The organism is Streptomyces sp. NPDC048254 (genome assembly GCF_043201895.1).
In the GTDB taxonomy this organism is placed as follows: Bacteria; Actinomycetota; Actinomycetes; order Streptomycetales; family Streptomycetaceae; genus Streptomyces.
On record NZ_JBICZJ010000015.1, the window covers coordinates 156,054 to 180,317 of the forward strand.

At 72.9% G+C, this 24,264-nt stretch carries 24 protein-coding genes and 1 pseudogene; 17 read left to right on the top strand and 8 right to left on the bottom strand.

All coding sequences use genetic code 11. From position 1 onward, the window contains the following. Positions 1-162: 162 nt before the first annotated feature. The 11 genes and pseudogenes from ACGFZQ_RS35235 to hypA all read left to right on the top strand — a co-directional run bounded on the left by ACGFZQ_RS35235 (position 163) and on the right by hypA (position 8,278). Entirely contained in the window at positions 163-651 is a 489-nt protein-coding gene (locus ACGFZQ_RS35235; protein WP_393843856.1) for a TetR/AcrR family transcriptional regulator, read from the top strand. Positions 652-720: 69 nt separating this feature from the next. Further along, a complete protein-coding gene (locus tag ACGFZQ_RS35240; protein ID WP_393843764.1) occupies positions 721-1,542 on the top strand; it encodes a maleylpyruvate isomerase family mycothiol-dependent enzyme in 822 nt (273 codons plus the stop codon). A gap of 109 nt (positions 1,543-1,651) precedes the next feature. Further along, complete coding sequence (locus tag ACGFZQ_RS35245; RefSeq protein ID WP_393843765.1) at positions 1,652-1,789, top strand: hypothetical protein; 138 nt, start codon at positions 1,652-1,654, stop codon at positions 1,787-1,789. Positions 1,790-1,912: 123 nt separating this feature from the next. Further along, positions 1,913-3,403: a hypothetical protein gene (locus tag ACGFZQ_RS35250; RefSeq protein WP_393843766.1), complete on the top strand. Its 1,491-nt coding sequence runs from the start codon at positions 1,913-1,915 to the stop codon at positions 3,401-3,403. 3 nt (positions 3,404-3,406) lie between these two features. Beyond that, positions 3,407-4,501: a hydrogenase expression protein HypE gene (locus ACGFZQ_RS35255; RefSeq protein WP_393843767.1), complete on the top strand. Its 1,095-nt coding sequence runs from the start codon at positions 3,407-3,409 to the stop codon at positions 4,499-4,501. Positions 4,502-4,559: 58 nt separating this feature from the next. Further along, positions 4,560-6,353, top strand: a complete 1,794-nt coding sequence (locus tag ACGFZQ_RS35260; protein ID WP_393843857.1) for a nickel-dependent hydrogenase large subunit — start codon at positions 4,560-4,562, stop codon at positions 6,351-6,353. Next, positions 6,346-6,895: pseudogene (locus ACGFZQ_RS35265) on the top strand (NifU family protein). The gene ACGFZQ_RS35260 and the pseudogene ACGFZQ_RS35265 overlap by 8 nt, the downstream one beginning before the upstream one ends. After that, positions 6,892-7,497: a DUF5947 family protein gene (locus ACGFZQ_RS35270; protein WP_393843768.1), complete on the top strand. Its 606-nt coding sequence runs from the start codon at positions 6,892-6,894 to the stop codon at positions 7,495-7,497. Before ACGFZQ_RS35265 ends, ACGFZQ_RS35270 begins: the two are co-directional and overlap by 4 nt. 29 nt (positions 7,498-7,526) lie before the next feature. After that, positions 7,527-7,733 carry a hypothetical protein gene (locus ACGFZQ_RS35275; protein ID WP_351734440.1) on the top strand — a complete coding sequence of 69 codons (207 nt, stop codon included), beginning with the start codon at positions 7,527-7,529 and terminating at the stop codon, positions 7,731-7,733. 22 nt (positions 7,734-7,755) lie between these two features. Further along, positions 7,756-7,932 carry a hypothetical protein gene (locus tag ACGFZQ_RS35280; RefSeq protein WP_393843769.1) on the top strand — a complete coding sequence of 59 codons (177 nt, stop codon included), beginning with the start codon at positions 7,756-7,758 and terminating at the stop codon, positions 7,930-7,932. Between the two features lie 7 nt (positions 7,933-7,939). Then, positions 7,940-8,278 carry a hydrogenase maturation nickel metallochaperone HypA gene (hypA, locus tag ACGFZQ_RS35285; protein ID WP_393843770.1) on the top strand — a complete coding sequence of 113 codons (339 nt, stop codon included), beginning with the start codon at positions 7,940-7,942 and terminating at the stop codon, positions 8,276-8,278. A gap of 50 nt (positions 8,279-8,328) precedes the next feature. On the opposite strand, the gene hypE is transcribed toward hypA, so the two are convergent. The 8 genes from hypE to ACGFZQ_RS35325 form a co-directional block, all read right to left on the bottom strand. Next, complete coding sequence (gene hypE, locus ACGFZQ_RS35290; RefSeq protein ID WP_393843858.1) at positions 8,329-9,318, bottom strand: hydrogenase expression/formation protein HypE; 990 nt, start codon at positions 9,316-9,318, stop codon at positions 8,329-8,331. 67 nt (positions 9,319-9,385) lie between these two features. Further along, complete coding sequence (hypD, locus tag ACGFZQ_RS35295) at positions 9,386-10,513, bottom strand: hydrogenase formation protein HypD (RefSeq protein ID WP_393843771.1); 1,128 nt, start codon at positions 10,511-10,513, stop codon at positions 9,386-9,388. After that, entirely contained in the window at positions 10,510-10,800 is a 291-nt protein-coding gene (locus tag ACGFZQ_RS35300; RefSeq protein WP_351734432.1) for a HypC/HybG/HupF family hydrogenase formation chaperone, read from the bottom strand. Before ACGFZQ_RS35300 ends, hypD begins: the two co-directional genes overlap by 4 nt. A gap of 3 nt (positions 10,801-10,803) precedes the next feature. After that, positions 10,804-13,167, bottom strand: a complete 2,364-nt coding sequence (hypF, locus tag ACGFZQ_RS35305) for a carbamoyltransferase HypF (protein ID WP_393843772.1) — start codon at positions 13,165-13,167, stop codon at positions 10,804-10,806. Next, positions 13,164-13,886: a hydrogenase nickel incorporation protein HypB gene (gene hypB / locus ACGFZQ_RS35310; RefSeq protein WP_382544431.1), complete on the bottom strand. Its 723-nt coding sequence runs from the start codon at positions 13,884-13,886 to the stop codon at positions 13,164-13,166. The genes hypF and hypB overlap by 4 nt, the downstream gene beginning before the upstream one ends. A 64-nt stretch (positions 13,887-13,950) precedes the next feature. Then, positions 13,951-14,532, bottom strand: coding sequence for a hydrogenase maturation protease (locus tag ACGFZQ_RS35315; protein ID WP_393843773.1), 582 nt, complete (start codon positions 14,530-14,532; stop codon positions 13,951-13,953). Beyond that, on the bottom strand, positions 14,529-16,199 hold the full coding sequence (locus ACGFZQ_RS35320) for a hydrogenase maturation protein (protein ID WP_393843774.1): 1,671 nt from the start codon (positions 16,197-16,199) through the stop codon (positions 14,529-14,531). Before ACGFZQ_RS35320 ends, ACGFZQ_RS35315 begins: the two co-directional genes overlap by 4 nt. Positions 16,200-16,219: 20 nt before the next feature. Further along, positions 16,220-17,425, bottom strand: a complete 1,206-nt coding sequence (locus ACGFZQ_RS35325; protein WP_393843775.1) for an acyltransferase family protein — start codon at positions 17,423-17,425, stop codon at positions 16,220-16,222. Between the two features lie 223 nt (positions 17,426-17,648). Between ACGFZQ_RS35325 and ACGFZQ_RS35330 the strand changes: the two genes are divergently transcribed. From ACGFZQ_RS35330 to ACGFZQ_RS35355, 6 genes are all read left to right on the top strand, one after another. Continuing rightward, positions 17,649-18,995, top strand: coding sequence for an FAD-binding protein (locus ACGFZQ_RS35330; protein ID WP_393843776.1), 1,347 nt, complete (start codon positions 17,649-17,651; stop codon positions 18,993-18,995). Positions 18,996-19,079: 84 nt separating this feature from the next. Next, a complete protein-coding gene (locus ACGFZQ_RS35335; protein ID WP_393843777.1) occupies positions 19,080-19,826 on the top strand; it encodes a nuclear transport factor 2 family protein in 747 nt (248 codons plus the stop codon). After that, positions 19,823-20,164: a YciI family protein gene (locus ACGFZQ_RS35340; protein ID WP_351734416.1), complete on the top strand. Its 342-nt coding sequence runs from the start codon at positions 19,823-19,825 to the stop codon at positions 20,162-20,164. Before ACGFZQ_RS35335 ends, ACGFZQ_RS35340 begins: the two co-directional genes overlap by 4 nt. Further along, positions 20,161-21,420, top strand: a complete 1,260-nt coding sequence (locus ACGFZQ_RS35345) for an RNA polymerase sigma factor (protein WP_393843778.1) — start codon at positions 20,161-20,163, stop codon at positions 21,418-21,420. Before ACGFZQ_RS35340 ends, ACGFZQ_RS35345 begins: the two co-directional genes overlap by 4 nt. 103 nt (positions 21,421-21,523) lie before the next feature. Continuing rightward, positions 21,524-22,690: a serine hydrolase domain-containing protein gene (locus ACGFZQ_RS35350; protein WP_393843779.1), complete on the top strand. Its 1,167-nt coding sequence runs from the start codon at positions 21,524-21,526 to the stop codon at positions 22,688-22,690. Continuing rightward, on the top strand, positions 22,687-24,213 hold the full coding sequence (locus ACGFZQ_RS35355) for an alpha/beta hydrolase (RefSeq protein WP_393843780.1): 1,527 nt from the start codon (positions 22,687-22,689) through the stop codon (positions 24,211-24,213). The genes ACGFZQ_RS35350 and ACGFZQ_RS35355 overlap by 4 nt, the downstream gene beginning before the upstream one ends. Positions 24,214-24,264 lie beyond the last annotated feature (51 nt).

Below are 24,264 nucleotides of genomic sequence, written 5' to 3' on the forward strand. Positions count from 1 at the left end.
GAAGCGACTCCCTTATCTGTCACATCAATGTAGCAGTTATGTCGGCGACAGCCTCATCTCTGAGTCACTAGACGAGTCAGGTTCCACACCTCGGACTATGCTCGGCGCGTGAGAGCAGACGCAGCACGCAACCTGGATGCGGTCCTGATGACCGGGGCCCGTATGCTCGCCGCCGATCCGGCCGCGAGCATCGTCGCGATCGCCGCCGAGGCCGGCGTCGACCGGCGGACCGTCTACCGGCGGTTCGCGTCCCGCGAGGAGCTGCTGACGGCCATCTACGAAGCGCGGTACGACGCGGTCGAGCGGGCCGTGGAGAACGCCAGGCTGCGTGCGGCTCCGGTCGCGGTGGCGCTGCACCGGTACGTCGAGGAGATCATCGGCGTCAATCGCAGGTGGCCGGTGGAACTCACCCGGCTGCGGGCCGACGACGCGATCCGGGAGCGGCGCGACGCTCTGATCGGGGAGATCGACGACTTCCTGCGACGCGCCACCGACGAGGGGCTCCTGCGCGCGGATCTCCCGCTCGCGTGGGCGAGTTCACTGCTGCCGCAGCTGATGCACCTGGCCTCGCAGGAGTTGCCCGAGCTCAGCGCCGCCCAGGCCGCCGACGTGGTCGTCGACACCTTCCTGCGCGGCCTCGGCCCGCGCTGACCGCCACGGGTCTTGTGGTGCGCCCGTACGTCTGGTTGGGTACCGCCCGGTAGAACGGAAGCAACCGACATGGATCAGGCGGCAGGGCAGGACGTCCGCGGGGCGCTGCCCGCAGGGCTCGGGCAGGCGATACGGCAGGCCGGCCACGACATCGCGGCCTTGCTGGACGGCGTGGCCGACGCGAGTGTCGCCGTACCGGGGTCGGCATGGACGGTCGGTGAGGCGGCCGCCCATCTGGCGCTGGCCAACGAGCTCATGGCCGACCTCGCTCTCGGCAGGGAACGCCCTTACGGGGACGGCACACCGCGGAGCCTCGCGGCGGCCAACGCCGAGTCGCTGGCAGCGTTCGGGGAGCGCCGGGCCGAGCCGCTCGCGGCGATGATCACCGAGCAGGCCGCGCGGTGCGTCGACGCGCTCGCCATGACGGCGGACGGGCCCGCGCCGGTCACCCCGCTCGGCTCGATGGACCGGTCCGTCCTCGCCTCCTACCTGCTCACGCACATGCTGGGCCACGGCTACGACCTCGCCCGCGCGCTGCGGCGCCCGCACATGATCGACGCCGAACGGGTCGCGCTGTGCATGCCGTTCATGCTCTCGGTGATGCCGGCCGTGGCGGACGGTTCGGCGATCGCCGGACTGACCGCCCGCTACACGATCCGGCTGCGCGGCGGCGGCGCCTTCGGCGTCACAGTCGCCGACGGCGCCGTGCGGGTGGCTGCGGATCCGCAGGACCGCCCGGACTGCACGATCGTCATCGATCCGGTGGCCTTCCTCCTCATCGCCCTCGGCCGCCGCAACCCGTGGCTGGCCATGGCCCGGGGCCAGATACTCGCCACCGGCCGCAAGCCCTGGCTGGCCCCCCGCTTCCCCTCCCTCTTCATCGCCCCCTGACCACCCGGCGATCCGCCGGGGCTGAGGTCTTTGGACGGCCTGCCGGGGGGGCGTAGGGGAGGCGGGTACGTGCCCCTGTACCGCGCGGGAACCGGGTAGCACGGCCAAGGTGGCCGGCCCCGGCCCCTCCGCCGAGGCCACCGTGCCGAGCCTGCTGCCGGTGAAGGACGCGATCGTGGCCCGGGCCGGCGGCATCGTCTTCTCGGTCCGCCCGGACCGTCCCGTGCGGGCCGCCTCCGCCGGCTGACCCGGCGTACGCCCGGGCACGCCCCGTTCGGCCCAACCCCGCTCGGCCAGAAGAGGCGAGCGGGCGTGACCGATGTGACCGTGGTGGAAGGTATGGGCGCGCGCACGGATCCGAGGAGGCTGCATGGCCGAGGGACTGGTCGACGGCAGAGCGCCCCGCACTGCCCTGGTGGACGGCTCGAAGCCGCCTCCTGAGCGGTCCGGGTGGTCCTTCGGGCAGCTGACCGCGGTCGCCGATGCCGTCCTCTACGAGGGCTACCTGCTCTACCCCTATCGGCGGTCCTCGCCGAAGAATCGTGCCCGCTGGCAGTTCGGGGTCCTCTTCCCCAGGGACTGGGTGGAGGCCGACGGCCCGGTCTGCGCGGGCGTGTCGGGTTCGGCGGACTCCTGGTACCAGCAGACGGAGTGCCTGGTGCGGGTGCACCGGCCGGGCGCGGTCCTGCGGGTTCGGGTGCGGTACCTGCAGATGCAGCACAAGCAGGTCGAGGACGCGGACCGGCGGCCGGTCGAGTCGCTGACGTGCGAGGACGGGACCGTCCACCTGACCTTCGAGGAGGCCGTACCGCGCGAGGCCGACCTCACGGTCGCCCTGGCCGAGGGCGAGCACACCTTCCCGGTGGGGTCCCCCGCCGGTGCCGCCACGGCGACGCTGTCCTCCGGTGCCGGCCAGGTGGTCAGGCGCCGGGAGGAGGTGCGGGCGAGCACCACGGTCGGGGTCGAGCGGTTCGGCGAGGGCCTCCTCCGGCTCCGGGTGCGTACCGCGCACGAGGGGCGGGCGGGGGATCCGCACGCCCCGCGCGACCGGGCGTTGCGCCACGCCCTCATCGCCACCCACACCCTGCTCGGTGCCGAGGGCGCGGAGTTCGTCTCCCTGATCGACCCGGGTCCGGCCCTCCAGGAGGCCGCCCGGAGCTGCCGTAACCACTTCACGTTCCCCGTGCTCGGCGGCGCACCTCCCGCCGACGCCCCCGCCGACGGCTCGGTCTCCGCCCTGCTGCTCTCCTCGCCGATCATCCTGCCCGACCATCCGCAGGTGGCACCGGAGAGCCCCGGGGATCTGCACGACGCCGGGGAGATCGACGAGATCCTCACCCTGCGCACCATGCTGCTGACGGACGAGGAGAAGCGGGAGGCCCGCGCCACCGACCCGCGGGCCGCCGAGATCCTCGACCGGGTCGACACCATGCCGCCGGAGGTCTTCGGGCGGCTGCACGGCGCGATCCGTTCGCTGAAGCCGGTCGCCGGCCGTCCCGCCTGGTGGCAGGAGGGCGCCGACGAGGGGCTCTCGCCGGCCACCGACACCGTCCTGGTCGACGGTGTGCGGGTCGGCGGCGGCAGCGTGGTGCGGCTGCGCCCGCGCGGCCGGGGCGCCGACGCCCAGGACATGTTCCTGGCCGGGCGGACCGCGACCGTGGCCGCCGTCTTCCACGACGTGGACGGCAGCACCCATCTCGCCGTCACCGTCGACGACGACCCGGCAGCCGAACTGCACGGCTGGTACGGCCGGTTCCACTACTTCCGGCCCGACGAAGTCGAGCCGCTCGGGGGCACCGACGTCCCGGACCCAGCGGCGGCGCAAGAGCCGCCCACGGGACCCACTCCATCGGAGGCCTAGCGTATGAGCACCAAGAACGGCACCACCACCACCGCCGTCGGCGGCGAGCCCGGCGAAACCGGCGCGCACCAGGGGTTCGACGAGATCACCATCCTGTGGATCTCCGAGGGCATGAGCTGCGACGGCGACACCGTCTCGGTCACCGCGGCCGACCAGCCCTCCATCGAGGACCTGGTCCTCGGCCTGATCCCGGGCATCCCGAAGGTCAACCTGGTCAACAAGGTGCTGTCGCCGAGCCTGGGCGGCGAGGACTTCCTCGCGCCGTACCGGAAGGCCGCGCGGGGCGAGCTGGAGCCGTTCATCCTCGTCATCGAGGGCTCGATCCCGAACCAGAACATCATCGAGGGCGAGGGCTACTGGACGTCCTTCGGCAACGACCCGGAGACCGGCCAGCCGCAGACCCTCAACGACTGGATCGACCAGCTGGCGCCCAAGGCCTGGGCGGTGGTGGCCGTCGGCACCTGTGCCACCTTCGGCGGCATCCACGCGATGGCCGGCAACCCGACCGGTTCGATGGGTCTCGCGGACTACCTGGGCTGGGACTACAAGTCGCAGGGCGGGCTGCCCGTGGTGAACATTCCGGGCTGCCCGGTGCAGCCGGAGAACTTCATGGAGACCCTGGTCTGGGTGCTCTACCACGCCGCCGGCACCGCTCCGCCGCCCCCGCTGGACCACATGCTGCGCCCCCAGTGGCTGTTCGGGCGCACGGTGCACGAGGGCTGCGACCGGGGCTCGTACTACGAGCAGGCGTCCTTCGCGATGGACTACAACTCGCCCAAGTGCCTGGTGAAGACCGGCTGCTGGGGTCCGGTCGTGAACTGCAACGTGCCCAAGCGGGGCTGGATGGCCGGCGTCGGCGGCTGCCCCAACGTCGGCGGTATCTGCATCGGCTGCACCATGCCGGGCTTCCCGGACGCGTTCATGCCGTTCATGGACGAGCCGCCCGGCGGCACCCTCTCCTCGCTGGTCATCAAGCCGTACGGGGCGGTCATCCGCCGGCTGCGCGGCTTCACCAACGAGCTGGTCAACCACGAACCCAAGTGGCGCCACAACAAGCGCAAGCTCACCAGCGGGTACGCCCCGCGCTGGCGGCCCTGACACGCCAGAGTCCTCCCCGCCCCCCAAAAAGGTCCCCCCACAGCAAAGGCCAGCGACGCTGATGACAACCGAGGCCCGGCAGAAAGGGCGCAAGCCCGAGCAGATCGTGGACATGTCCTGGGATCCGATCACCCGGATCATCGGAAACCTGGGCATCTACACGAAGATCGACTTCGCCAACCAGGAGGTGGTGGAGTGCCACAGCACCTCCTCCCTCTTCCGCGGCTACTCCGTCTTCATGAAGGGGAAGGACCCGCGCGACGCGGGCTTCATCACCTCGCGGATCTGCGGTATCTGCGGTGACAACCACACCACCTGCTCCGACTACGCCCAGCAGATGGCGTACGGGGTGAAGCCGCCGCCGCTGGCCGAGCACATCGTCAACCTCGGCGAGGCGGCCGAGTACATGTTCGACCACACGATCTTCCAGGACAACCTGGTCTTCGTGGACTTCTGCGAGCAGATGGTCAAGGCCACCAACCCCAGCGTCCTGGCCCGTGCGCAGAAGACCGCCGCGCCGCGCGGTGACATCCACGGGTACCGGACCATCGCGGACATCATGAAGGCCTTCAACCCCTTCGAGGGCGAGGTCTACAAGGAGGCCCTGAAGGTCTCCCGGACCACCCGCGAGATGTTCTGCCTGATGGAGGGCCGGCACGTCCACCCCTCCACGCTGTATCCGGGCGGTGTCGGGACCATGCCGTCGCCGACCGTGTTCACCGACTACCTCAGCCGGCTGATGCACGTCATCGACTTCGTGAAGAAGGCCGTCGCCATGAACGACGACGTCTTCGACTTCTTCTACGAGGCGCTGCCGGGCTACGAGGAGGTCGGCAAGCGCCGTATCCTGCTCGGCTGCTGGGGCGCCTGGCAGGACCCGAAGGTCGTCGACTACCGCTACGAGAACATGGACCGCTGGGGCAAGGCGATGTACGTCACCCCGGGCATCGTGGTCGACGGCCAACTGGTCACCAACAACCTGGTCGACATCAACCTGGGCCTCAGGATCATGCTGGGCAGCTCGTTCTACGAGGACTGGGTGAACGAGGACCCGTTCGTCACCCACGACCCGCTGGGCAACCCGGTCGACATGCGCCACCCGTGGAACCAGACGACCCTTCCGGTGCCGCAGAAGCGGGACTTCGACGCCAACTACAGCTGGGTGATGAGCCCGCGCTGGTTCGACCAGCGCACCGGCGACCACCTGGCGCTCGACACCGGCGGCGGCCCGCTGGCCCGGCTCTGGTCGACCGCGCTCAACGGCATCGTCGACACGCCGTACATCAAGGCCACCGGCACCAGTGTGCGGATCTCGCTGCCCAAGGGCGAGAGCCTGCCGGAGACCACGCTGGAGTGGAAGATCCCGAAGTGGTCCAACACCCTCGAACGCGACCGCGCCCGGCCGTACTTCGTCGCCTACGCGGCGGCCATGGCGCTGCAGTTCCTGGACGAGGCGATGGGCCTGGTGCGGTCCGGTGACACCAAGGTGTTCGAGGACTTCGAGGTGCCGGACGAGGCGATCGGCTGCGGCTTCCACGAGGCCGTGCGCGGGGTTCTCTCCCACCACCTGGTGATCAAGGACAAGAAGATCGCCAACTACCACCCGTACCCGCCGACCCCGTGGAACGCCAGCCCCCGCGACAAGTTCGGCACCCCCGGCCCCTACGAGGACGCCGTCCAGGGCCAGCCGATCTTCGAGGAGAACGGGCCGGACGACTTCAAGGGCGTCGACATCATGCGCACGGTCCGCAGCTTCGACCCGTGTCTGCCGTGCGGTGTCCACATGTACACGGGCAAGGGCAAGACGCTGACCGTCACGCACTCGCCGACGTACGGGGCGAACCATGGCTGACCCCGGACGGCTCGACGGCCCGGCCGTCGAGGTCCGGCTGGCCCGCCTCGACACGCTGCTTGAGGGGCTGGAGTCGGCCCCCGGCCCGACCGGCGGCTCGGCCGTCGAGGCGGTGCGCCTGCTGACCGAGGTCTACGGCGAGGCGCTCGCCCGCGTCCTGGACCGCACGGACGCACCGCTGGCCGAGCGGCTCGCCGACGACGAGTTGCTCGACCACCTCCTGGTCCTGCACGACATCCACCCCGAGTCACCCGAGCGCCGGGCGGCCCGCGCGGTCGAGCGGCTGCGCCCCGCCGTGCGCGAACGCGGCGGTGACGTCGAGTGGGCCGGTGTGGAGGGCCAGGTGGGCCGGGTGCGGCTGACCACGGGCGGCGGTTGCGGCTCCGGGTGCGGCGGAGGTACTACGGAGGTGGCCGACGCGGTCCGCGAGGCGGTGCTCGCCGCGGCCCCCGAGCTGGTTGACGTGCAGCCGCTGCCCGCGGCCCCGGCCCCCCGCCTTCGTCCCCCTGGACTCCCTGCGCCGGCCACAGGAGGCCCGGTGAGCACCGACGGAGCCCTGGCCCGCCTCATCCGCTCCGCCGCCGACCACCGGCCGGCGGCGGAGGCGGAGGTGTGCGACCTGTGCGCCGCCCCGGTGCCCGAGAACCATCCGCATCTGTACGACACCGGGCAGGCCGAGGTCCGCTGCGCCTGCCGTCCCTGCTCGGTGCTGTTCCCGGGAAAGCCGGGACAGGGCGCCGGCGAAGTCCAGTTCCGGCTGATCCCGACCCGCCGGGTCCGGCTCCCGAAGGTGGACACCGCGGCCCTCGGGGTACCGGTCGGCCTGGTCTTCTTCGTACCGCGCGCCGACGGCTCGGTCACCGCCGAGGGGCCGAGCCCGGCGGGTGCCATGCGCTGGGAGGTGGACGCGGCGGCCTGGCGGCGGGCGGTCGCCGGCTGCCCGCCCCTGGCCGGCATGACGCCCGATGTCGAGGCGCTGCTGGTCAACACCGTCCACGGCCTGGACCACCACTGGATCGCACCGGTCGACGACTGCTTCCGCATGCTCGCCGTGGTCCGCCGGGAATGGCGCGGCCTGTCCGGTGGAGGCCGGATGTGGCCGGCCGTGGAGCGTTTCTTCGAGGAGCTCACCGAGCGGCCTTGAGGAACGGCAACACAGGAAGGAGAAACCCCATGGGAAGCATCCGAGTCGGCCGAGCCCAGGCGAGGCCCGACACGCCGTCCCACGTGCCCGGAATGCACCAGGGCAACGAGGGGCCGCACACCACCCAGACAGGGCACCACCCGGACGGCACCGCCGACGCGCGGCGCTCCACCGGCATCCACTGGAAGCGGCACGACACCCTGCTGGACGTCATGCCGAACATCCCTCCCGGATGACACAGAACAGGGAGTTCCCCACATGAAGGTCCAGCGAAAGAGAACCGGAACGGCGGCCCAGCGCGTGCTGACGGCCGAGATCGCCGTCGTGGGCGCCGTCGCCCTGGCGTTGTTCGTCACCGAACTGCCCTCGATCATGCGCGAGATGAAGATCTGGCGGATCGCGGGTGGTCTGCGCGCCCGTCACCGGTATCCGTGAGCCGGTCGTGCATGAACTGTCGATCGCGACCGCGATCGTGGAGCAGGCTGGCGCATGGGCCCGCGAGGACGGGGCGGACGCCGTCTCGGCGGTGTCCGTCCGGGTCGGCGAGCTGTCCGGGGTCGTACCCGACGCCCTGACCTTCGCCTTCGAGGTGGCCCGTGACGGCACCGCCCTGGCGGGGGCGGACCTGGTGGTCGAGCAGGTGCCCGCGCGGGCCTGGTGCGGTCCGTGCGCCGAGGAGTTCGCGGTGGGCATGCCGCCGTTCTTCTGGTGCCCGCGCTGCGACCGGCCCTGCCCTGAGCTGCGCAGCGGCCGGGAGCTGGAGATCACCGCCGTCGAATGACCCCGCCGGTGCCCGGGACGGCCCCGGGCACCGGCGGGGTCTCGCCCTGATCAGCAGATCCGCGGGAGCTGCTCCCCCAGCGGCAGGTCCACGACCCGGGTGCCGCCCAGTCCGGTCGCCACCACGACCATCCCCGGGTGCTCGGCCACGCACTCGCCGATCCGGGTCGCGCCCGCCCCCTGCGGATGGGCGCGCACCGCCGCGAGGACGGCCTCGGCCTCCGTCGGCGGGACGAAGGCGACGAGCCGGCCCTCGTTGGCGACGTAGAGCGGGTCGAGCCCGAGGAATCCGCAGGCGTTGGCGACCGCGTCCGGTACCGGCACGGCCCGCTCGGTCAGCCGCACCCCCGTGCCCGAGGCGCGGGCGATCTCGTTCAGCGAGGCGGCCAGACCGCCGCGGGTCGGGTCGCGCAGCACGTGGATGTCCGGGGTGACGTCCAGCATGGTGGCGACCAGGTCGGCCAGCGGCGCGGTGTCGCTGGCGATCTCGACGCCGAACTCCAGTCCCTCGCGCACGCTCAGGACGGCGACCCCGTGCAGTCCGATCGGCCCGCTGACGATGACCGCGTCACCGGGCCGGGCCCGCTGCGGCCGGATGTCCACCCGCTCGGGCACCAGGCCGACCCCGGCCGTGGTGACGTACACGCCGTCCCCGTGCCCGGCCTCGACCACCTTGGTGTCACCGGTGGCGATGGTGACTGCGGCCGTCTCGGCCGCCGCGCCCATGGCCCGCGCGACGCGCTCGACGACGGCCAGCTCCACGCCCTCCTCCAGGACGAACGCGGCGGAGAGGTAGGCGGGCCGGGCGCCGCTCATCGCCAGGTCGTTGACCGTGCCGTTGACGGCCAGGTCACCGAGACAGCCGCCGGGGAAGAACAGCGGCCGTACCACGTAGGAGTCGGTGGAGAAGGCCAGCCGGGCGCCGCCGAGCTGGAGGACGGCCGAGTCGGTCATCCCGGCTAGCAGGGCGTTGCCGTAGGCGGGGACGAAGACCTGCTCGATCAGTTCGGCGGAGAGGGCGCCGCCGCCGCCGTGGCCCATCACCACGACCGGCTGGTCGCGGATCGGCGCCGGACAGCTCCAGTTCGCCGGGTCGGCGACGGTCTGCTCAGCCAACGGGGTTCATCTCCTCGCGCGGGAGCGCCGGTTCGGACATCCGGCGGTAGAGGTAGTAGGCGGCGCAGGCGCCCTCGCTGGAGACCATGGTGGCGCCGAGCGGGGTGCGCGGGGTGCAGCTGGTGCCGAAGGCCGCGCACTCGGTGGGCTTGATGAGCCCTTGCAGGACCTCGCCGGCCCGGCACTCGGCCGGTTCCTCGGTGCGTAGGCCGGTGACGTCGAAGCGGAGCTCGGCATCGTACGCCCGGTAGGCCTCGCTGAGCCGCCAGCCGCTGGCCGGGATGGGGCCGATGCCCCGCCAGGAGCGGTCGGTGACCTCGAAGACCTCCTCGATCATGCGGACGGCCGCCGGGTTGCCGTCCTCGCGCACGGCACGGGCGTAGGCGTTCTCCACCCGGTGCTCGCCGCGCTCCAGTTGAAGGACCGTGCGGCGGATGCCCTCCAGGATGTCGAGCGGTTCGAAGCCGGTGACGACGACGGGGACCCGGTGGCGTGCGGCCAGTTCCGGGTACTCGGCCATGCCCATCACGCTGCACACGTGCCCGGCGGCCAGGAAGCCCTGCACCCGGCAGCTGGGTGCGGTCATGATCGCCTCGATGGCCGGGGGGACCCGGACATGGGAGACCAGCAGGCTGAAGTTGGTCAGCCCGAGGCGTTTGGCCTGGTGGACGGCCATGGCGTTGGCGGGGGCGGTGGTCTCGAAGCCGATGGCGAAGAACACCACCTGGCGGTCCGGGTGTCGCTGGGCGAGCTTCAGCGCGTCGAGCGGCGAGTACACCACACGCACGTCACCGCCCTCGCCCTTGACCCGGAACAGGTCCCGGTCGGTGCCGGGCACCCGCAGCATGTCGCCGAACGAGCAGAAGATCACCCCGGGGCGGGCGGCGATCTCCAGCGCCTTGTCGATGCACTCCAGCGGGGTCACGCAGACCGGGCACCCCGGACCGTGGATCAACTCCACTTCCTCGGGCAGGAGTTGGTCGATGCCGTGCCGGATGATCGAGTGGGTCTGGCCGCCGCACACCTCCATCAGGGCCCAGGGCCGGGTGACGACCGACCGGATCCCGTCCAGCAGCCGGCGGGCCAGCTGGGGGTCGTTGAACTCGTCGAGATACTTCACCGTGCCTCGTTCCCCTCGGCCTGCCGCGCCGCCTGCTGCCAGGCGTCGCCGAACTCCTCGTCCAGCAGCCCCAGTTCCTCGAAGAGCTGGAGGGAGGCCAGGGCCGACTCCTCGTCGAGCCGCTGGAGGGCGAAGCCCACATGGACGATGACGTACTCACCGACGCGGACGTCGGACACGTACTCCAGACACGCCTGCTTCTGCACACCGCCGAAGTCGATCAGGCCGGTGAGCGGATCGGCCGTGTCGTCGATGCTCACCACTCTGCCGGGCACTGCCAAACACATGGGTCACTCCGTCTCGTCGCTGACTGCCGTACGTCGGTCGTCGTGGGGGCGTTGTCCGTGGGCCGCGACCACCAGTTGCCCGAGCGCCAGCCCGCCGTCGTTCGGCGGGACTTCGCGGTGCCGGACGACGGTGAACCCGGAGCCGTGCAGCAGGTCGGAACCGGCCTGCTCCAGAAGGGCGTTGGCGAAGACTCCTCCGGTCAGGGCCACCGTGGTCAGGCCGGTGGCCCGGCGCGCGCCGCGGCACAGGTCCAGGACCGCCCGGGCGACACCGCGGTGGAAGCGGGCCGCGATCAACGGCACGGGGGCGCCGCGCCGCAGGTCGGTGACGATCGCGCGCAGTGCCGGGGCCGGGTCGAAGCGGTCGCCGAACGGGTACGCGGCCGTCTCCTCGTCCCAGGCCAGGCAGGCCTGTGCCTCCAGTTCCAGGGCGGCCTGGGCCTCGTACCCGGCGCGGTGGCACACGCCCGCGAGGGACGACACCGCGTCGAAGAGCCGGCCCATGCTGGAGGTGGCCACACAGCCGACCTGGCTCGGCAACTGCCGTGCCAGCACTCTGAGTTCCTCGCGGGAGCTGGCGATGACGCAGGGCAGGTCCGCGTCCCAGGGCAGGCCGGCCGCCCACAGCCGGGCCAGCGCCATCCGGCACGGGTTGGCGACTCCCGCGTCACCGCCGGGGAGCGGGGCCGGAGCGAGGTGGGCGAGGCGCCGGTAGCCGGAGTAGTCGGCGACGAGCACCTCGCCACCCCAGACGGTGCCGTCGTCGCCGTAACCGGTGCCGTCGAAGGCGACGCCGATGACCGGTGTGCTGCCGTCGAGGCCGGCCTCCGCCATCGCGGCGGCGACATGGGCGTGGTGGTGCTGCACGAACACCGGTCTGTTCACGGGGAGTCGAGCGGCGCGGCGGCGGGCCCAGGCGGACGCGTGATAGCCGGGGTGACGGTCGGCGGCGACCAGCTCGGGGCGGACTCCGGTCAGCCGGCGCAGATGCCGTTCCGCGCGGACGGCCGCCTCCAGCGTGGCCAGGTCGCCCATGTCGCCGATGTGCGGCCCGAACCAGGCCAGTTCGCCCTCGCCGACGCACAGCGCGTTCTTGAGGTCGCCGCCCACCGCGAGCGCGGGCCGCACCGGGACGGGCAGGCGCAGCGGGCGGGGCACATATCCGCGGGAGCGGCGCAGGACCTGTTCGGTGCCGTCGGCGCGCACCCGCAGCAGGGAGTCGTCGCAGGGCGAGGCGATGCGCCGGTCATGGGCGAGCCAGGCGTCGGCCAGTCCGAACAGCCGGGTCAGCGCCTCGTCGTCGTCCGTGACGATCGGCTCGCCCGAGCGGTTGCCGCTGGTCATCACCAGGACGCGGGGGCCGGGCGGATCACCGGGGAGGCCGAACAGGAGGGTGTGGACGGGGGTGTAGGGCAGCATCACACCGAGGTGGGGGCTGCCGGGGCAGACCCCGGATGCCAGCCGTACGCCGTCGCGGGGGCGGAGCAGGACGATGGGGCGGCGGGGGCCGGTGAGCGCGGCCCGTTCGGCGGACCCGGCCACGGCGATCCGCTCCGCCTCGTCCAGGTCCGCGCACATCACGGCGAACGGCTTGTCCCCGCGCGCCTTGCGGGTGCGCAGGGCGTCGACGGCCCGGGCGTTGGTGGCGTCGCAGGCCAGGTGGTAGCCGCCGATGCCCTTCACGGCGACGATCCGCCCGGCCGCGAGCAGCTCTCGCGCCCGTGAGAGGGCATCACCATCGCGAGCAGCCCTCACTCCGCTGTCCGCGGCGGGCACCAGCCGCAGCCGGGGCCCGCAGTCCGGGCAGGCCACGGGCTGGGCGTGGAAGCGGCGGTCGGCCGGGGCCTCGTACTCCCGGGCGCAGCCGGCACACATGGGGAAGCCGGACATGGTGGTGACCGCACGGTCGTACGGCATGCCGGTGGCGATGGTGAAGCGGGGGCCGCAGTGGGTGCAGGTGATGAAGGGGTGTCCATGTCTGCGGTCGGCCGGATCGGCCAGCTCCCGCAGGCAGTCGGCGCAGGTCGCGGTGTCGGGCGGGAGCTGGGTGCGGCCCTGGGACGACGGATCGGTGGCGCGGATGGTGAAGCCGGGGTCCGCCCCGGTGACGGGTACCTCTTCGACGCCGACGGCGGTCACGGTGGCCAGCGGCGGCGGCTCGGTGGCGAGCAGCTCGCGGAACCGCTCGACCCGGACCGCCGTTCCCTCGACCTCGATGAGCACGCCGTTCGGCGTGTTGCTGACGAACCCGGTGAGTGCGAGACCGGCGGCGAGGCGGTGGACGTGCGGGCGGAAGCCGACGCCCTGCACGGTTCCCCGCACGGTGATGCGCCGGCGGACGGCCGTCGCCCTGGTCGGGGCCGTCACGAGGCGCTGGGCGCGTGGACGTGACCGTGCGGATGCGGGGCGAGAGGCGGCTGGTGCGCGGGAGCACCGTCCCGTACGGCGAGCACCCGGTCCAGGACCGTGTCGACTCCCTCGCCGGTGCGGGCGCAGGAGCGGACGATCTCCACCCCGGGGTTGACCCGCCGTACCTGGTCGGCGAAGGCGGTCTCGTCGAAGCCGGCCGGCCCGGCGAGGTCGGTCTTGGTGAGCACGACCAGGTGTGCGGAGCCGAAGGCGGTGGGGTACTTCGCGGGCTTGTCCTCGCCCTCGGTCACCGCCATCAGCACGATCCGCAGCTGCTCGCCGAGGTCGTAGGAGGCCGGGCAGACGAGATTGCCGACGTTCTCCACGAACAGCAGCGCGGTGTCCGGCGGCAGCCAGCCCTCCAGGTGGCCGCGTACCTGCCGGGCCTCCAGATGGCACAGCCCGTCGGTCAGCAGCTGTTTCACCGGCGCTCCCGAACGGGCGAGACGCCTGGCGTCGTTCTCGGTGGCGAGGTCGGCGGTGAAGGCGGCGACGGGCACGTCCCGCTCCAGCGCCCTGGTCAGCACCCGGCCGAGCAGTTCGGTCTTGCCGCTGCCGGGGCTGGAGAGCAGGTTCACCACGCTCACCCCGCGGGCGGCCAGGTCGTCCCGCAGGCTCGCGGCCAAGCCGTCGTTCCTGGCCAGGACGGCCCGGGTGACCTCCTCGGACTGACACATGGGTGCTCCTCGATCGTTGAGTTCCGGAAGAACCGTCGGATCGGGCGGGTCCCGTCCTGGTCCGCTAGCGATCCTCCGCGCCGGTGGCGGCCGGGTGCGGGAGCCCGGCCGCTACGGGGCCCCTGGATTCCTCCGGGCGGTCCAACGAGGGCGTGACCTGGGGATCGGCGAGCAGCGCGGGGACCAGGGCGTGCAGGGCTTCGACGGCCTGTTCGACCGCGTCCCGGACGGGTTCGCTCAGGCCGGGGGCGATGTCCTCGTCGCCGCGCGGCAGCTCCCCGGGCTCGCAGGCGAGCACGAGGACCCGCGGCAGGGGTTCGTCGCCGAGGTGGGCGGCGAGGGCGAGCACCTTCGCCGGGTCCATGCCGTGTGCCTCGGGCGGGGCCGCCGGGGCGCCGTCGGGGAGTTCGGGCTCGATCAGGGAGAGGGTGCCGGGGCGCCGGCCGCGGGCGGCGGCGTCCACCAGCACGGCGACCGTCCAGCCGTCGAGCAGCTCGTAGGCGAGGTCCATCCCCCGGATGCCGTAGTCCCGGACCCGTACCTCGGGGGGCAGCGGGCGCCGGGCCAGGGCGCGGATCACCTCGGGGCCGAAGGAGTCGTCGCCGAGGAAGATGTTGCCGACGCCCGCCACCAGCAGCCGCGTCACCGGGCACCGCCCGGGACCTTGCGGACGAAGTCCGAGCGCAGCGAGTGGTAGTCGGCGGCCGGGTCGAAGAACAGGGCGTGCATCCGGTCGAGTTCGTCCTTCCGGTACTCGGCGAGCGGCCGTCGCGCCTCGTCGGCCCGGCGTGCCGCGGCCTTGGCGGCGATACGCCGGCCGAGATCCGGGGTGCCGGCGAGCGCGGTCGCCAGCTCCTCGACCTCGGTGGCGAAGCGCTGCGCGGGGACCGGCAGCAGCCGGTCGACGAGACCGGTCCGGGCGGCGGTCGCGGCGCTCACCGGCTGTGCCTCCTCGGTCAGCCGCCGGGCGGTCTCCGCTCCGGCCCGGCGGGGCAGCGAGTACGTCCAGAACTCCGAGCCGTACAGGCCCATCCGCCGGTAGTGCGGGTTGAGGACGGCCCCGGTACGGCACCAGACCTCGTCGGCGGCGAGGGCGAGCATGGCGCCGCCGGCCGCCGCGTTCCCGCCGAGCGCCGCCACGACCAGCCGGTCGGTGGTCCGCAGCACGGCCTCCACCAGGTCGTCCATCGCGTTGAGGTTGGCCCAGGACTCCTCGGCGGGGTCCGGGGCGGCCTCGATGACGTTCAGATGGATGCCGTTGGAGAAGAAGTCCCGGCGGCCGCCGAGCACCAGAACCCGGGTCGGCCGGGCGAGCGCGTACTCGTAGGCGGCGAGCAGGCGCCGGCAGTGGCCGGTGCTCATCGCGCCGCCGGGGAAGGAGAAGGTGACGAAGCCGACGTCGCCGTGCTGCCGGTAGCGGATGTCGGTCCAGGTGCGGCGGTCCGGGGGCAGTTCGAGCGGGGCGGGGCTGTCGGGGAGGCCGGGGATGGTGAGGACGTCGGCCGCGGGGCGGCGGAAGGGGGCGGGGTCGCCGGAGTTCTTGGGGGAGCGCAGCTCGGGGATCCACACGGCGCCGTCCCGGGTGGCCCGGCAGACCGCACCCGCGCGGGTCGCGAGCACCTCACCGGGACGGCCGTGCAGTCGGTCCTCGGGGTGGCCGCCGTGCAGGAACAGCTCCCGGCCGAGGAGTTCGTCGAGCACGCCGGGCTGCGAGTCGGCGCCGCGCAGTTTGCGCAGCACCGTCTCGGTGTCGTCGGCCGCCCAGTCGATCCGCCGCCGCGTCTGGCGGAAGACGTCCCGCCAGACGATCCGGCCGTGGATCGCGGGATCGCTCTGCGGCACCGGTTTGTACGAGCCCTCCGCATAGCGTCGTACGGCCTCGTGGACGGCGGTGAGGGCGGCGTCGGCGGCCTCGTTGCGGTAGAGGTCGCTCTTGCCGACCGGCTCCACCGGGAAGGGCTCGCTCGCCCAGACGGCGCCCGCGTCCACGGCCGCCTCGGCCTGGAGCACGGTCACTCCCCAGCGGGGTGCCTGCCCGGCGATGGCCCAGTCGAGCGAGGAGGGGCCGCGGTCGCCGGGCGGGCCCGGGTGCACGATCAGGCAGGTGTGGTCCCGGCAGATGTCCTCGGGGAGCGCGGTCTTCAGCATCGGCGCGATGATCAGCTCCGGGCGCCGGTGCCGCACCGCTGACCGGACGGCGTCGGGGCCGTGGCCGGCGAGGACGACGTCCAGCCGGTGGCCCAGGTCGGACAGTTCGGCGTACACCCGTTGGGACAGGCTGTTGAACGCGCTGGCGACGAGCAGAATGTCCATGGTGCGGCATATTTGCCGCTTCAGCGGTTTCCGGAAAGCACCTCGGCGGCGTTTCGTCGGCCGTCCTGGACCGCTTGGCCCTCCCGTGCCCGGAACGCCCACTCCATGTGGGGCTCCATGACGAACCGGAAGACCCGGCGCACCGGCGGTGTGCACAGCAGGGTCACCGTCACGGCGGCGACGAGGGTGGCCGTCACCGCGCCCAGCGGGCCGTGCATCCAGGCCGGGTCGTACCAGTGGGCGGGCTTGGCGCTCTGCGCGACGAAGCCGTGCAGCAGGTAGCCGTAGAGCGTGCCGGCGCCGAGGGCGGTGAACCAGGTGCGGCGGCCCGGCACCCAGGCGAGGAAGCAGGCGACCAGCACCAGGGAGCAGCCGAAGGTGGCGAGGGTCATGACGGGCCCGTACCAGGCGGGCACGCCGAGCTGCTCGGCGCTGTCCCGGTGGAAGAACCAGCGGTAGCCCAGGTGCGGCACCGACCAGTACGCCACGGCGAGGGCGCACAGGGCGACCGGAACGGCCCACAGCCGCACACTCCACCGGCGCAGCACGCTGAAGTGCTCCGGCCGCAGGCACAGGCCCAGCACGAAGTACGGCAGGAACTGCAGGGCCCGCTGCAGATCGAGGTCGCTGCCGATCGACGGTGTGAGGCTCGCCAGCACGGCGACGGCGAGCGCGAGGGGCAGCGGCCACCGCAGGAGCCGCCAGATCGGCGTCGTCAGCCGCCAGATGAACAGGGCCGCCAGGAACCAGGTCAGATACAGCGGGTCCAGCAGGCTGATCTCGCGGTCGGGGGCGTGGTCGCTCCACCGGGTGAAGAGGGTGTAGGCGACCTCGAACACCACGTAGGGCACGGCGACCCCGGTGACCAGCCGTTTGACGCGGGCGGGACTGGCGTCGAAGCCGCGGGAGAAGTAGCCGGAGATGATGATGAACGCCGGCATGTGGAAGGCGTAGACGAACGTGTAGAGCGCGGTGACGGTCCGGCTGTCCGAGCGCAGCGGCTCCCAGGCGTGCCCCACGGCCACGAGCACGATCGCCAGGTACTTCGCGTTGTCGAAGTAGGCGTCCCGCCGGCCGGTGGCCGGGCCCTTCCGGGTGGCCGGGCCCGGGCGGGGCGGCGGGACCGGGGCCCGGTCCGCGTCCGTCACCCGGGGGGCGGGTGACGGGTCGACTGTGGTTGCTGTCTCGCGGGAGCCGGACAGACCAGAACACCTCTCACACGACATGCGCTCCGGGGAGCGACGGGGGGGCGCACACGAGGCCCGGCACGGGGCCGGTGCACGACGGCGGTACACGGGCGGTACTCCGGAGACGCTGCTCTCCGGATTCCGGCGGGGTAAACCCGCCGTGATGCTCCGGCGTCGATACGGGAAACGGCGTCCGGCCGCCGTGCGCCGGCACGAAGATGGTTCCGCCCGTGTCGACCGAAGCCTCTTGGGAGCGTGCCGCGTGACGTCCTCGGACCGAGTCTCCGCGCCCGTCGGGGAACTGCTGGACACCCGCCCGGAAGCCCTTCGGGAAGCGGCCGACGACTTCGGTCACCTGGTGCGCCGACAGCCCCTGGGCGTGCTGCGGCCCCGCTCCGCGGCCGAGGTCAGGGACGCGCTGGTGTACGCGGCGCCGCGCGGGATCCCGGTGGCCGCGCGGGCCGGCGGTCACTCTCTCCACGGCCAGGGGCAGGCGCCGGACGGGATCGTCCTCGACCTGTCCGGGCTGAGCGCGGTCGGGCCGGTGGCCGGCGACCGGGTGGCGGTGCGGGCCGGGGCGCTGTGGCGTGACGTGCTGGCGGCCACCCTGCCGTACGGACTCACGCCTCCGGTCCTCACCGACTACCTCGGTGCCGGTGTCGGCGGTGTGCTGAGCGCGGGCGGGCTGGGCGGCGCCAGTCACCGGCACGGTCTGGTCGCGGACTCGGTGCTGGAACTGGAGGTGGTGACCGGGGCCGGTGAGCACCTGGTCTGCTCGCCTGACCGGCATGGCGCCCTCTTCCACGCCGTCCTCGCCGGCCTGGGGCAGGTGGCCGTGATCATCCGGGCCACGCTCCGGCTGTCCCCCGCGCCCACCCTGGTGCGCCGCTACTGCCTGTACTACCGCGGTCTCGACGCCTACCTGGCCGACCAGCACCTGCTCGCGACCGACCGGCGCTTCGACTACCTGGAAGGCCAGGCCCGCCCGGCCGAGGACACCGCCGGCGGCTGGAACTACATGGTCGAGGCCGTCGCCGCCCACCAGGGCCCGACCCCGCCCGACGACCAAGGCCTCCTCGCGGACCTCGCCTTCGACTCGGCCGAGATCACGGACCTCGGACACGCCGAGTTCGCGCACCGGGTCGCGGCCGACGAGGAGCTCCTGCGCGCGACCGGCGAGTGGCTGCATCCGCACCCCTGGCTGAACCTGTTGCTGCCCGAGGACACCGCCGCGTCCGTCGTGTCCGGCATCCTCGCCGATCCCGGCTTCCGGGATCTGCGCGAGAACGGTGTGGTCCTGCTCTATCCCCTGCTCACCCGCGCCCTGCGGGCGCCGTTGTTCCGCCGCCCGCGCGGCCAGGTCGTCTTCCTGCTCGCCCTGTTGCGCACGGCCGCCCCGGGCGCGGCCGACCCGATGGTGGCCGCCAACCGCACGGCGTACGAGTACGCGCGGGCGAACGGCGCCGTCGCCTATCCGGTCAACGCGCTGCCGATGACCCCGGCCGACTGGCGGGAGCACTACGGCGACCAGTGGGACACCCTGGCTCGGGCCAAGGGCGTCCACGACCCGCACGGCATCCTGGGCAGGGGGCACGGGATGGCGTACTGAGCACTGCCGTCCGCCGGGGTGTCGATTCCGCGGGGCGCCGTTCGTCGGTGGGGTGTAGGAAGCACTTGAGGACCGGGAGGAACGATGAAATACATGCTGCTGGTCTGCGGCGACGACACCGCCGACGCCTCTGGGATGGCGCCGGTCGAACCCTGGGTGGAGGAGCACGGCGTCCGGCACGGGGCCCGGCTCTACGGCCACCGGCTGCAGCTGCCCGACACGGCGGTCACCGTGCGGGTGCGCGACGGTGAGGTGCTGCGGACCGACGGCCCGTTCGCGGAGACGAAGGAGTACGTCGCCGGATTCGACGTCGTCGACTGCGACAGTCTGGAGGAGGCCGTACGGATCGCGGCCGGGCATCCGGTGGCCACCATCGGGGCCATGGAGGTGCGGCCGTTCTGGGACGAGGGGTTCGCCGAGGATGCCGAGACGGTGATCCGTCATATCGACGCCGAGCTCACCGAGGCCGCCCGCGACCGGGACGTCGAGCGGCTGACGGCCTGCTACGCGCCCGACGTGGAGACCTTCCAGCCCTCCGGCGTCGAGGCACGGTCGGGGATCGCCGCGTTCCGCAAGGCTGTCGAGGGCTGGTTCGCGACCCTCGACGGGCCTGTGCACCGGGAGGTGCTCGACCTGCGGGTACGGCCCGGGGAGGGCAGCGCCTTCAGCCACGCCCTCGTCCGGATCCGCGGCACCCGCCTGACCGGAGAGCCCCTGGACCGGACGGTGCGCGTCACCACCGGCTACCGGGACACCGGTTTCAGCTGGCTGATCGCCCACGAGCACGTGTCGGTGCCGCTGGAAGAGACGGCCGGGAAGGAGCGGTCATGAAGTACGTCCTGTTCATCTGCACGCCCGTCGGCGGCGAGGAGCTCAGCCCCGCCGAGATCGCCGAGGACCCGCGCTTCACCTCGTACATCCACGAGGTCCGCAGCCGTGACCTCGTCAAGGGCGGCGCCCGGCTGCGGCCCGCCGCCGACGCGACCACCGTGCGCGTCCAGGGTGACGAAGTGCTGCTGAGCGACGGGCCGTTCGCCGAGACCAAGGAGTACGTCGCGGGCCTCGACATCATCGAGGTCGCCGACCTCGACGAGGCCATCGCGCTCGCCTCCCGGCACCCCGCGGCGCTCGCCGGCGGCTCGGTCGAGGTGCGGCCGGTCTGGGAGTGAGTGTCACGGACGACGTCGAGAAGGCCGTCGCCGCCGCCTTCCGCGAGGAGTGGTCCCAGATCGTCGCCACCCTGATCCGGGTGACCGGCGACTGGGACCTCGCCGAGGAGTGCGCGCAGGACGCCTTCGCCCAGGCGCTGGAGCGGTGGCGGCGCGACGGAGTGCCGCGCCGCCCGGGCGCCTGGCTGACCACGACCGCCCGCAACCGCGCCCTGGACGTGCTGCGCCGGGAGGCGGTGGGGGCGGCGAAGCTGCGGGAGGCGGCCGTGCTGGCACGGGACGAGGGACCGTACGACCCGGATCACGACGGCGACGACAGCGGTGTGGCCGACGACCGGCTGCGGCTGATCTTCACCTGCTGTCATCCGGCCCTGCCGATCGAGGCGCGGGTCGCCCTGACCCTGCGCACCCTCGCCGGGCTGACCACGCCGGAGATCGCCCGCGCGTTCCTCGTCCCCGAGGCGACGATGTCGCAGCGGCTGGTGCGCGCCAAGCGGAAGATCCGCAATGCCGGCATCCCGTACCGGGTGCCGCCCGCGCATCTGCTGCCGGACCGCACGACGGGCGTCCTCGGCGTGCTCTACCTGCTCTTCAACGAGGGGTACGCGGCCACGGCCGGCGCCGACCTGATGCGGACCGGCCTGTGCGCCGAGGCCGTCCGGCTGGCCCGGCTGCTGGCCCGGCTGATGCCCGACGAGCCGGAGGTCGTCGGGCTGCTCGCGCTCCTCCTGCTGCACGACGCACGCCGGGACACCCGGGTGGACGCGGCCGGTGATCTGGTGACCCTGGAGGACCAGGACCGCACGGCCTGGGACCGCGCCGAGATCGACGAGGGCGCCGCTCTCCTGGAGGGCGCGCTGCGCCGCGGCCGCCCCGGCCCGTACCAGATCCAGGCGGCGGTCGCGGCCTGCCACGCCACCGCGGCGACCGCCGCCGACACCGACTGGGCGGACATCGCCGGCCTCTACGGCGAACTCCAGCGGTACGTCCCCTCGGCCGTGGTCCGCCTCAACCGCGCGGTCGCCGTGGGCATGGCCGAGGGCGGGGAGGCAGGCCTGGCGCTGGTGGCGGAGCTGGAGGCGGAGGACGACCTGACCGGTTACCACCTGTTGCCGGCGACCCGTGCGGACCTGCTGCGCCGGATGGGGCGTAGCCGGGAGGCGGCCGAATCGTACGCGCGGGCTCTGGAGCTGGTGGAGAACGCCGCGGAACGCCGGTTCCTGGAGAAGCGGCTGACGGAGTGCCGGTCCGGGTAGGACCGGGGGTTCGCCGCAGGCTCCGGCCGGGGGTTGCCCCCACTCCGGATGCGGCAGCCTACGGGAGTGATCGCGGGCCGGGCCGCGCCTAGCGTGATGGTCCATGGCAACCTTCTCCGTGAAGTCCGCCCTGGCGTTATCGGTGGCAGCACTCGTGCTGGTGTCCGCTCCGGTGGCCACCGCACGGTCGTCACCTCCAGGGCCGTCCGGGCGCTGCGGTACCCATGACGACGTCCGCGGGGCGCTGACCACGCTCACCACCAAGGATCACATCGCCGGAGCCTCGGTCCTGGCCGACGGCCCGTGCGGGCGCTGGACCGAGACCGCCGGCACGGCCGATCTGCGCACCGGCCGCCCCATGCACGCCTCCGACCGGCTGCGCGTCGGCAGCGTCACCAAGACGTTCACCGCGACCGTCGTGCTGCAACTCGCCGCCGAGCACCGGCTCTCGCTCGACGCCTCCGTCGACCGCTACCTGCCCGGCCTGATCCACGCCCACGGCTACGACGGACGGCACATCACCGTAGGCCGGCTCCTGCGCCACACCAGCGGGTTGCCCGACTACCTCGACGCGCCCGAGTGGGAGTACCCGGAGCGGGCGCGCTACCGCCACTTCGAGCCGGGCGAGTTGATCGCGCAGGCCCTCGAACTGCCGCGCCCGCAGCAGTCATGGCACTACGCCACCACCAACTACCTGGTGCTGGGCGAGATCGTCCGGAAGATCACCGGCCGCGGTCCCGAGGACGAGATCAGCCGCCGGGTGATCCGGCCCCTCGGACTGCACGACACCTACTGGCCGGGAGACGAGACCCGGATCCAAGGGGCCTACTCGCACAGCTACTTCACCTCCGCCGACGGGCAGCGTGTCGACGGCACCGACTGGAACACGTCCTTCGGCGGTGTCGGTGGCGCTCTCGTCTCCACGCCGGGCGACCTCACCCGGTTCGCCACCGCGCTGTTCGGCGGCCGGCTGCTGCCCGCGGCCCAACTGACCGAGATGAAGCGGACGGTGGCCGCCGATCCGGACCGGCTCTGGCCGGGCGCCCGGTACGGGCTGGGCCTGATCTCGTCGCCGCTGTCCTGCGGCGGGGTGTGGTGGGGGCACGCCGGGACCGTGCCCGGTGGCCACCGGGCGCTGGTCGCCGTCGGACCCGGCGGCCGGAGCGTGGCCGTCGCCCTCAACCAGGTGCCGGACAGCCTCCACGCCGAACTGGACTTCCAGGACCTCGTCGACAAGTCCCTCTGCGAGACCGGAAGGAGCACGGCATGACAGGCTTCGCGGCCGCGGCCGCCCTGGCCCTCACCGGCGCACTGGCCCTCGGCACCACGCCGGCCACCGCCACCGGAGCCCCCGACCCGCTCACCCGCTACCACCACCAGCACCTCACCTGGAAGAGCTGCGTGCGCGGGCCCGACGACGACACCGGCAAGGACCTCCAGAAGGCGGGCGCCCAATGTGCCGACGTCACCGTGCCGTTGAACTACGCCGACCCGGGCGGCCGTACCATCACCGTCGCGATCTCCCGGATCAAGGCCACCGACACCGCCCACCGCGTCGGCGCCCTGCTGCTCAACAGCGGCGGTCCGGGCGGGCAGACGCTCGGTGACCCACCGTGGGTGCGCGAAACGGGGGTCGACACCGGCAAGCGCTACGACGTGGTCGGTGTCGACCCCCGTTTCGTCGGCCGCAGCACCCCGCTGGACTGCCACTGGCCCACCGGATCGCAGTTCCGCAGCCCGGGCCACGACCGCGCCGGGTTCGACCGCTCGACCGCCTTCGCCGAGGAACTCGCCCGCGGCTGCCAGAAGTACGAGGGCGACGTGCTGCCGTACGTCACCACCCGGAACACGGGGCGGGACATGGACGTGATCCGCGCCGCGCTCGGTGAGCGGCGGATCTCCTATCTCGGTTACTCGTACGGCAGTTACCTCGGCGAGGTGTACGCCACGATGTTTCCTGGGCGCACCGACCGGGTCGTCCTGGACGGGGTGATCGATCCCGGCCGCTACAACCCCCGGCTGCTGCGCGGCGCGGAGTCCGCCAACCGGCACGCCCTGCGGGACTGGGCCGCCTGGGCCGCCGTCCGCGACCCGGCGTACGGCCTGGGCCGCACCCGGGACGCGGTGCTGGCGGTCGTGGACCGGATCCAGAGGGCCGCCGAGCGGGGCCCGCTGCGGGTCGGCGACTACCGGGTGGACGAGAGCGTCGCACCGCTCGTCGTCTTCAACGGCCTCTCCCAGGACAACGACCCGGCGTACGGTGACTTCGCGGCCGCCGTCCGCGACCTGCGTGACGCGGCCGACGGCAAGGCGGTCACCCCGGGTCCGTGGCTCGCCGACATGCTCGGCTTCCTGCTGACCGGATCCGAGTCGGAGTACGGCAGCGTGCAGACCTCCATCCTCTGCGGCGACGTCGGTGCGCCCCGCTATCCGGAGACGTACTGGCGTGATGTCCAACATGCCCGCGCCCGGGACCCGTTGTTCGGACCGGTGACCAACGACATCGGACCGTGCGCCTTCTGGGACGCACCGCGCGAGCGCCCGACGACGATCAGGGACGACCTGCCGGCTCTGCTGGTCAACGCGACCGGCGACCCGCGCACCACCTACCAGGGTGCGGAGGCGGTGCACCGCGACTGGCCCGGCTCCCGGCTGGTGACCCTGCGCGGCGCCGACCAGCACGCGGTGTTCGGCGTCTACGGCAGCGTCTGCGTCGACGCGGCGGTCAACTCCTACCTCGCCACCGGGCGGTTGCCGGCCGCGGACGTCACCTGCACCGCGACCCCCCACTGAGCGACGGCTCCGGGCCGTCCCGGCAGGGACGGCCCGGAGCACCGTGCCCGG

Bases quoted from the DNA above. Each gene is read 5' to 3' on its own strand.
- ACGFZQ_RS35235 (WP_393843856.1), top strand. From the start codon at position 163: ATGCTCGCCGCCGATCCGGCCGCGAGCATCGTCGCGATCGCCGCCGAG.
- ACGFZQ_RS35240 (WP_393843764.1), top strand. From the start codon at position 721: ATGGATCAGGCGGCAGGGCAGGACGTCCGCGGGGCGCTGCCCGCAGGG.
- ACGFZQ_RS35250 (WP_393843766.1), top strand. From the start codon at position 1,913: ATGGCCGAGGGACTGGTCGACGGCAGAGCGCCCCGCACTGCCCTGGTG.
- ACGFZQ_RS35255 (WP_393843767.1), top strand. From the start codon at position 3,407: ATGAGCACCAAGAACGGCACCACCACCACCGCCGTCGGCGGCGAGCCC.
- ACGFZQ_RS35275 (WP_351734440.1), top strand. From the start codon at position 7,527: ATGGGAAGCATCCGAGTCGGCCGAGCCCAGGCGAGGCCCGACACGCCG.
- ACGFZQ_RS35280 (WP_393843769.1), top strand. From the start codon at position 7,756: ATGAAGGTCCAGCGAAAGAGAACCGGAACGGCGGCCCAGCGCGTGCTG.
- hypE (WP_393843858.1), bottom strand. From the start codon at position 9,318: ATGGGCCACGGCGGCGGCGGCGCCCTCTCCGCCGAACTGATCGAGCAG.
- ACGFZQ_RS35300 (WP_351734432.1), bottom strand. From the start codon at position 10,800: ATGTGTTTGGCAGTGCCCGGCAGAGTGGTGAGCATCGACGACACGGCC.
- hypB (WP_382544431.1), bottom strand. From the start codon at position 13,886: ATGTGTCAGTCCGAGGAGGTCACCCGGGCCGTCCTGGCCAGGAACGAC.
- ACGFZQ_RS35320 (WP_393843774.1), bottom strand. From the start codon at position 16,199: ATGGACATTCTGCTCGTCGCCAGCGCGTTCAACAGCCTGTCCCAACGG.
- ACGFZQ_RS35325 (WP_393843775.1), bottom strand. From the start codon at position 17,425: ATGTCGTGTGAGAGGTGTTCTGGTCTGTCCGGCTCCCGCGAGACAGCA.
- ACGFZQ_RS35335 (WP_393843777.1), top strand. From the start codon at position 19,080: ATGAAATACATGCTGCTGGTCTGCGGCGACGACACCGCCGACGCCTCT.
- ACGFZQ_RS35340 (WP_351734416.1), top strand. From the start codon at position 19,823: ATGAAGTACGTCCTGTTCATCTGCACGCCCGTCGGCGGCGAGGAGCTC.
- ACGFZQ_RS35350 (WP_393843779.1), top strand. From the start codon at position 21,524: ATGGCAACCTTCTCCGTGAAGTCCGCCCTGGCGTTATCGGTGGCAGCA.
- ACGFZQ_RS35355 (WP_393843780.1), top strand. From the start codon at position 22,687: ATGACAGGCTTCGCGGCCGCGGCCGCCCTGGCCCTCACCGGCGCACTG.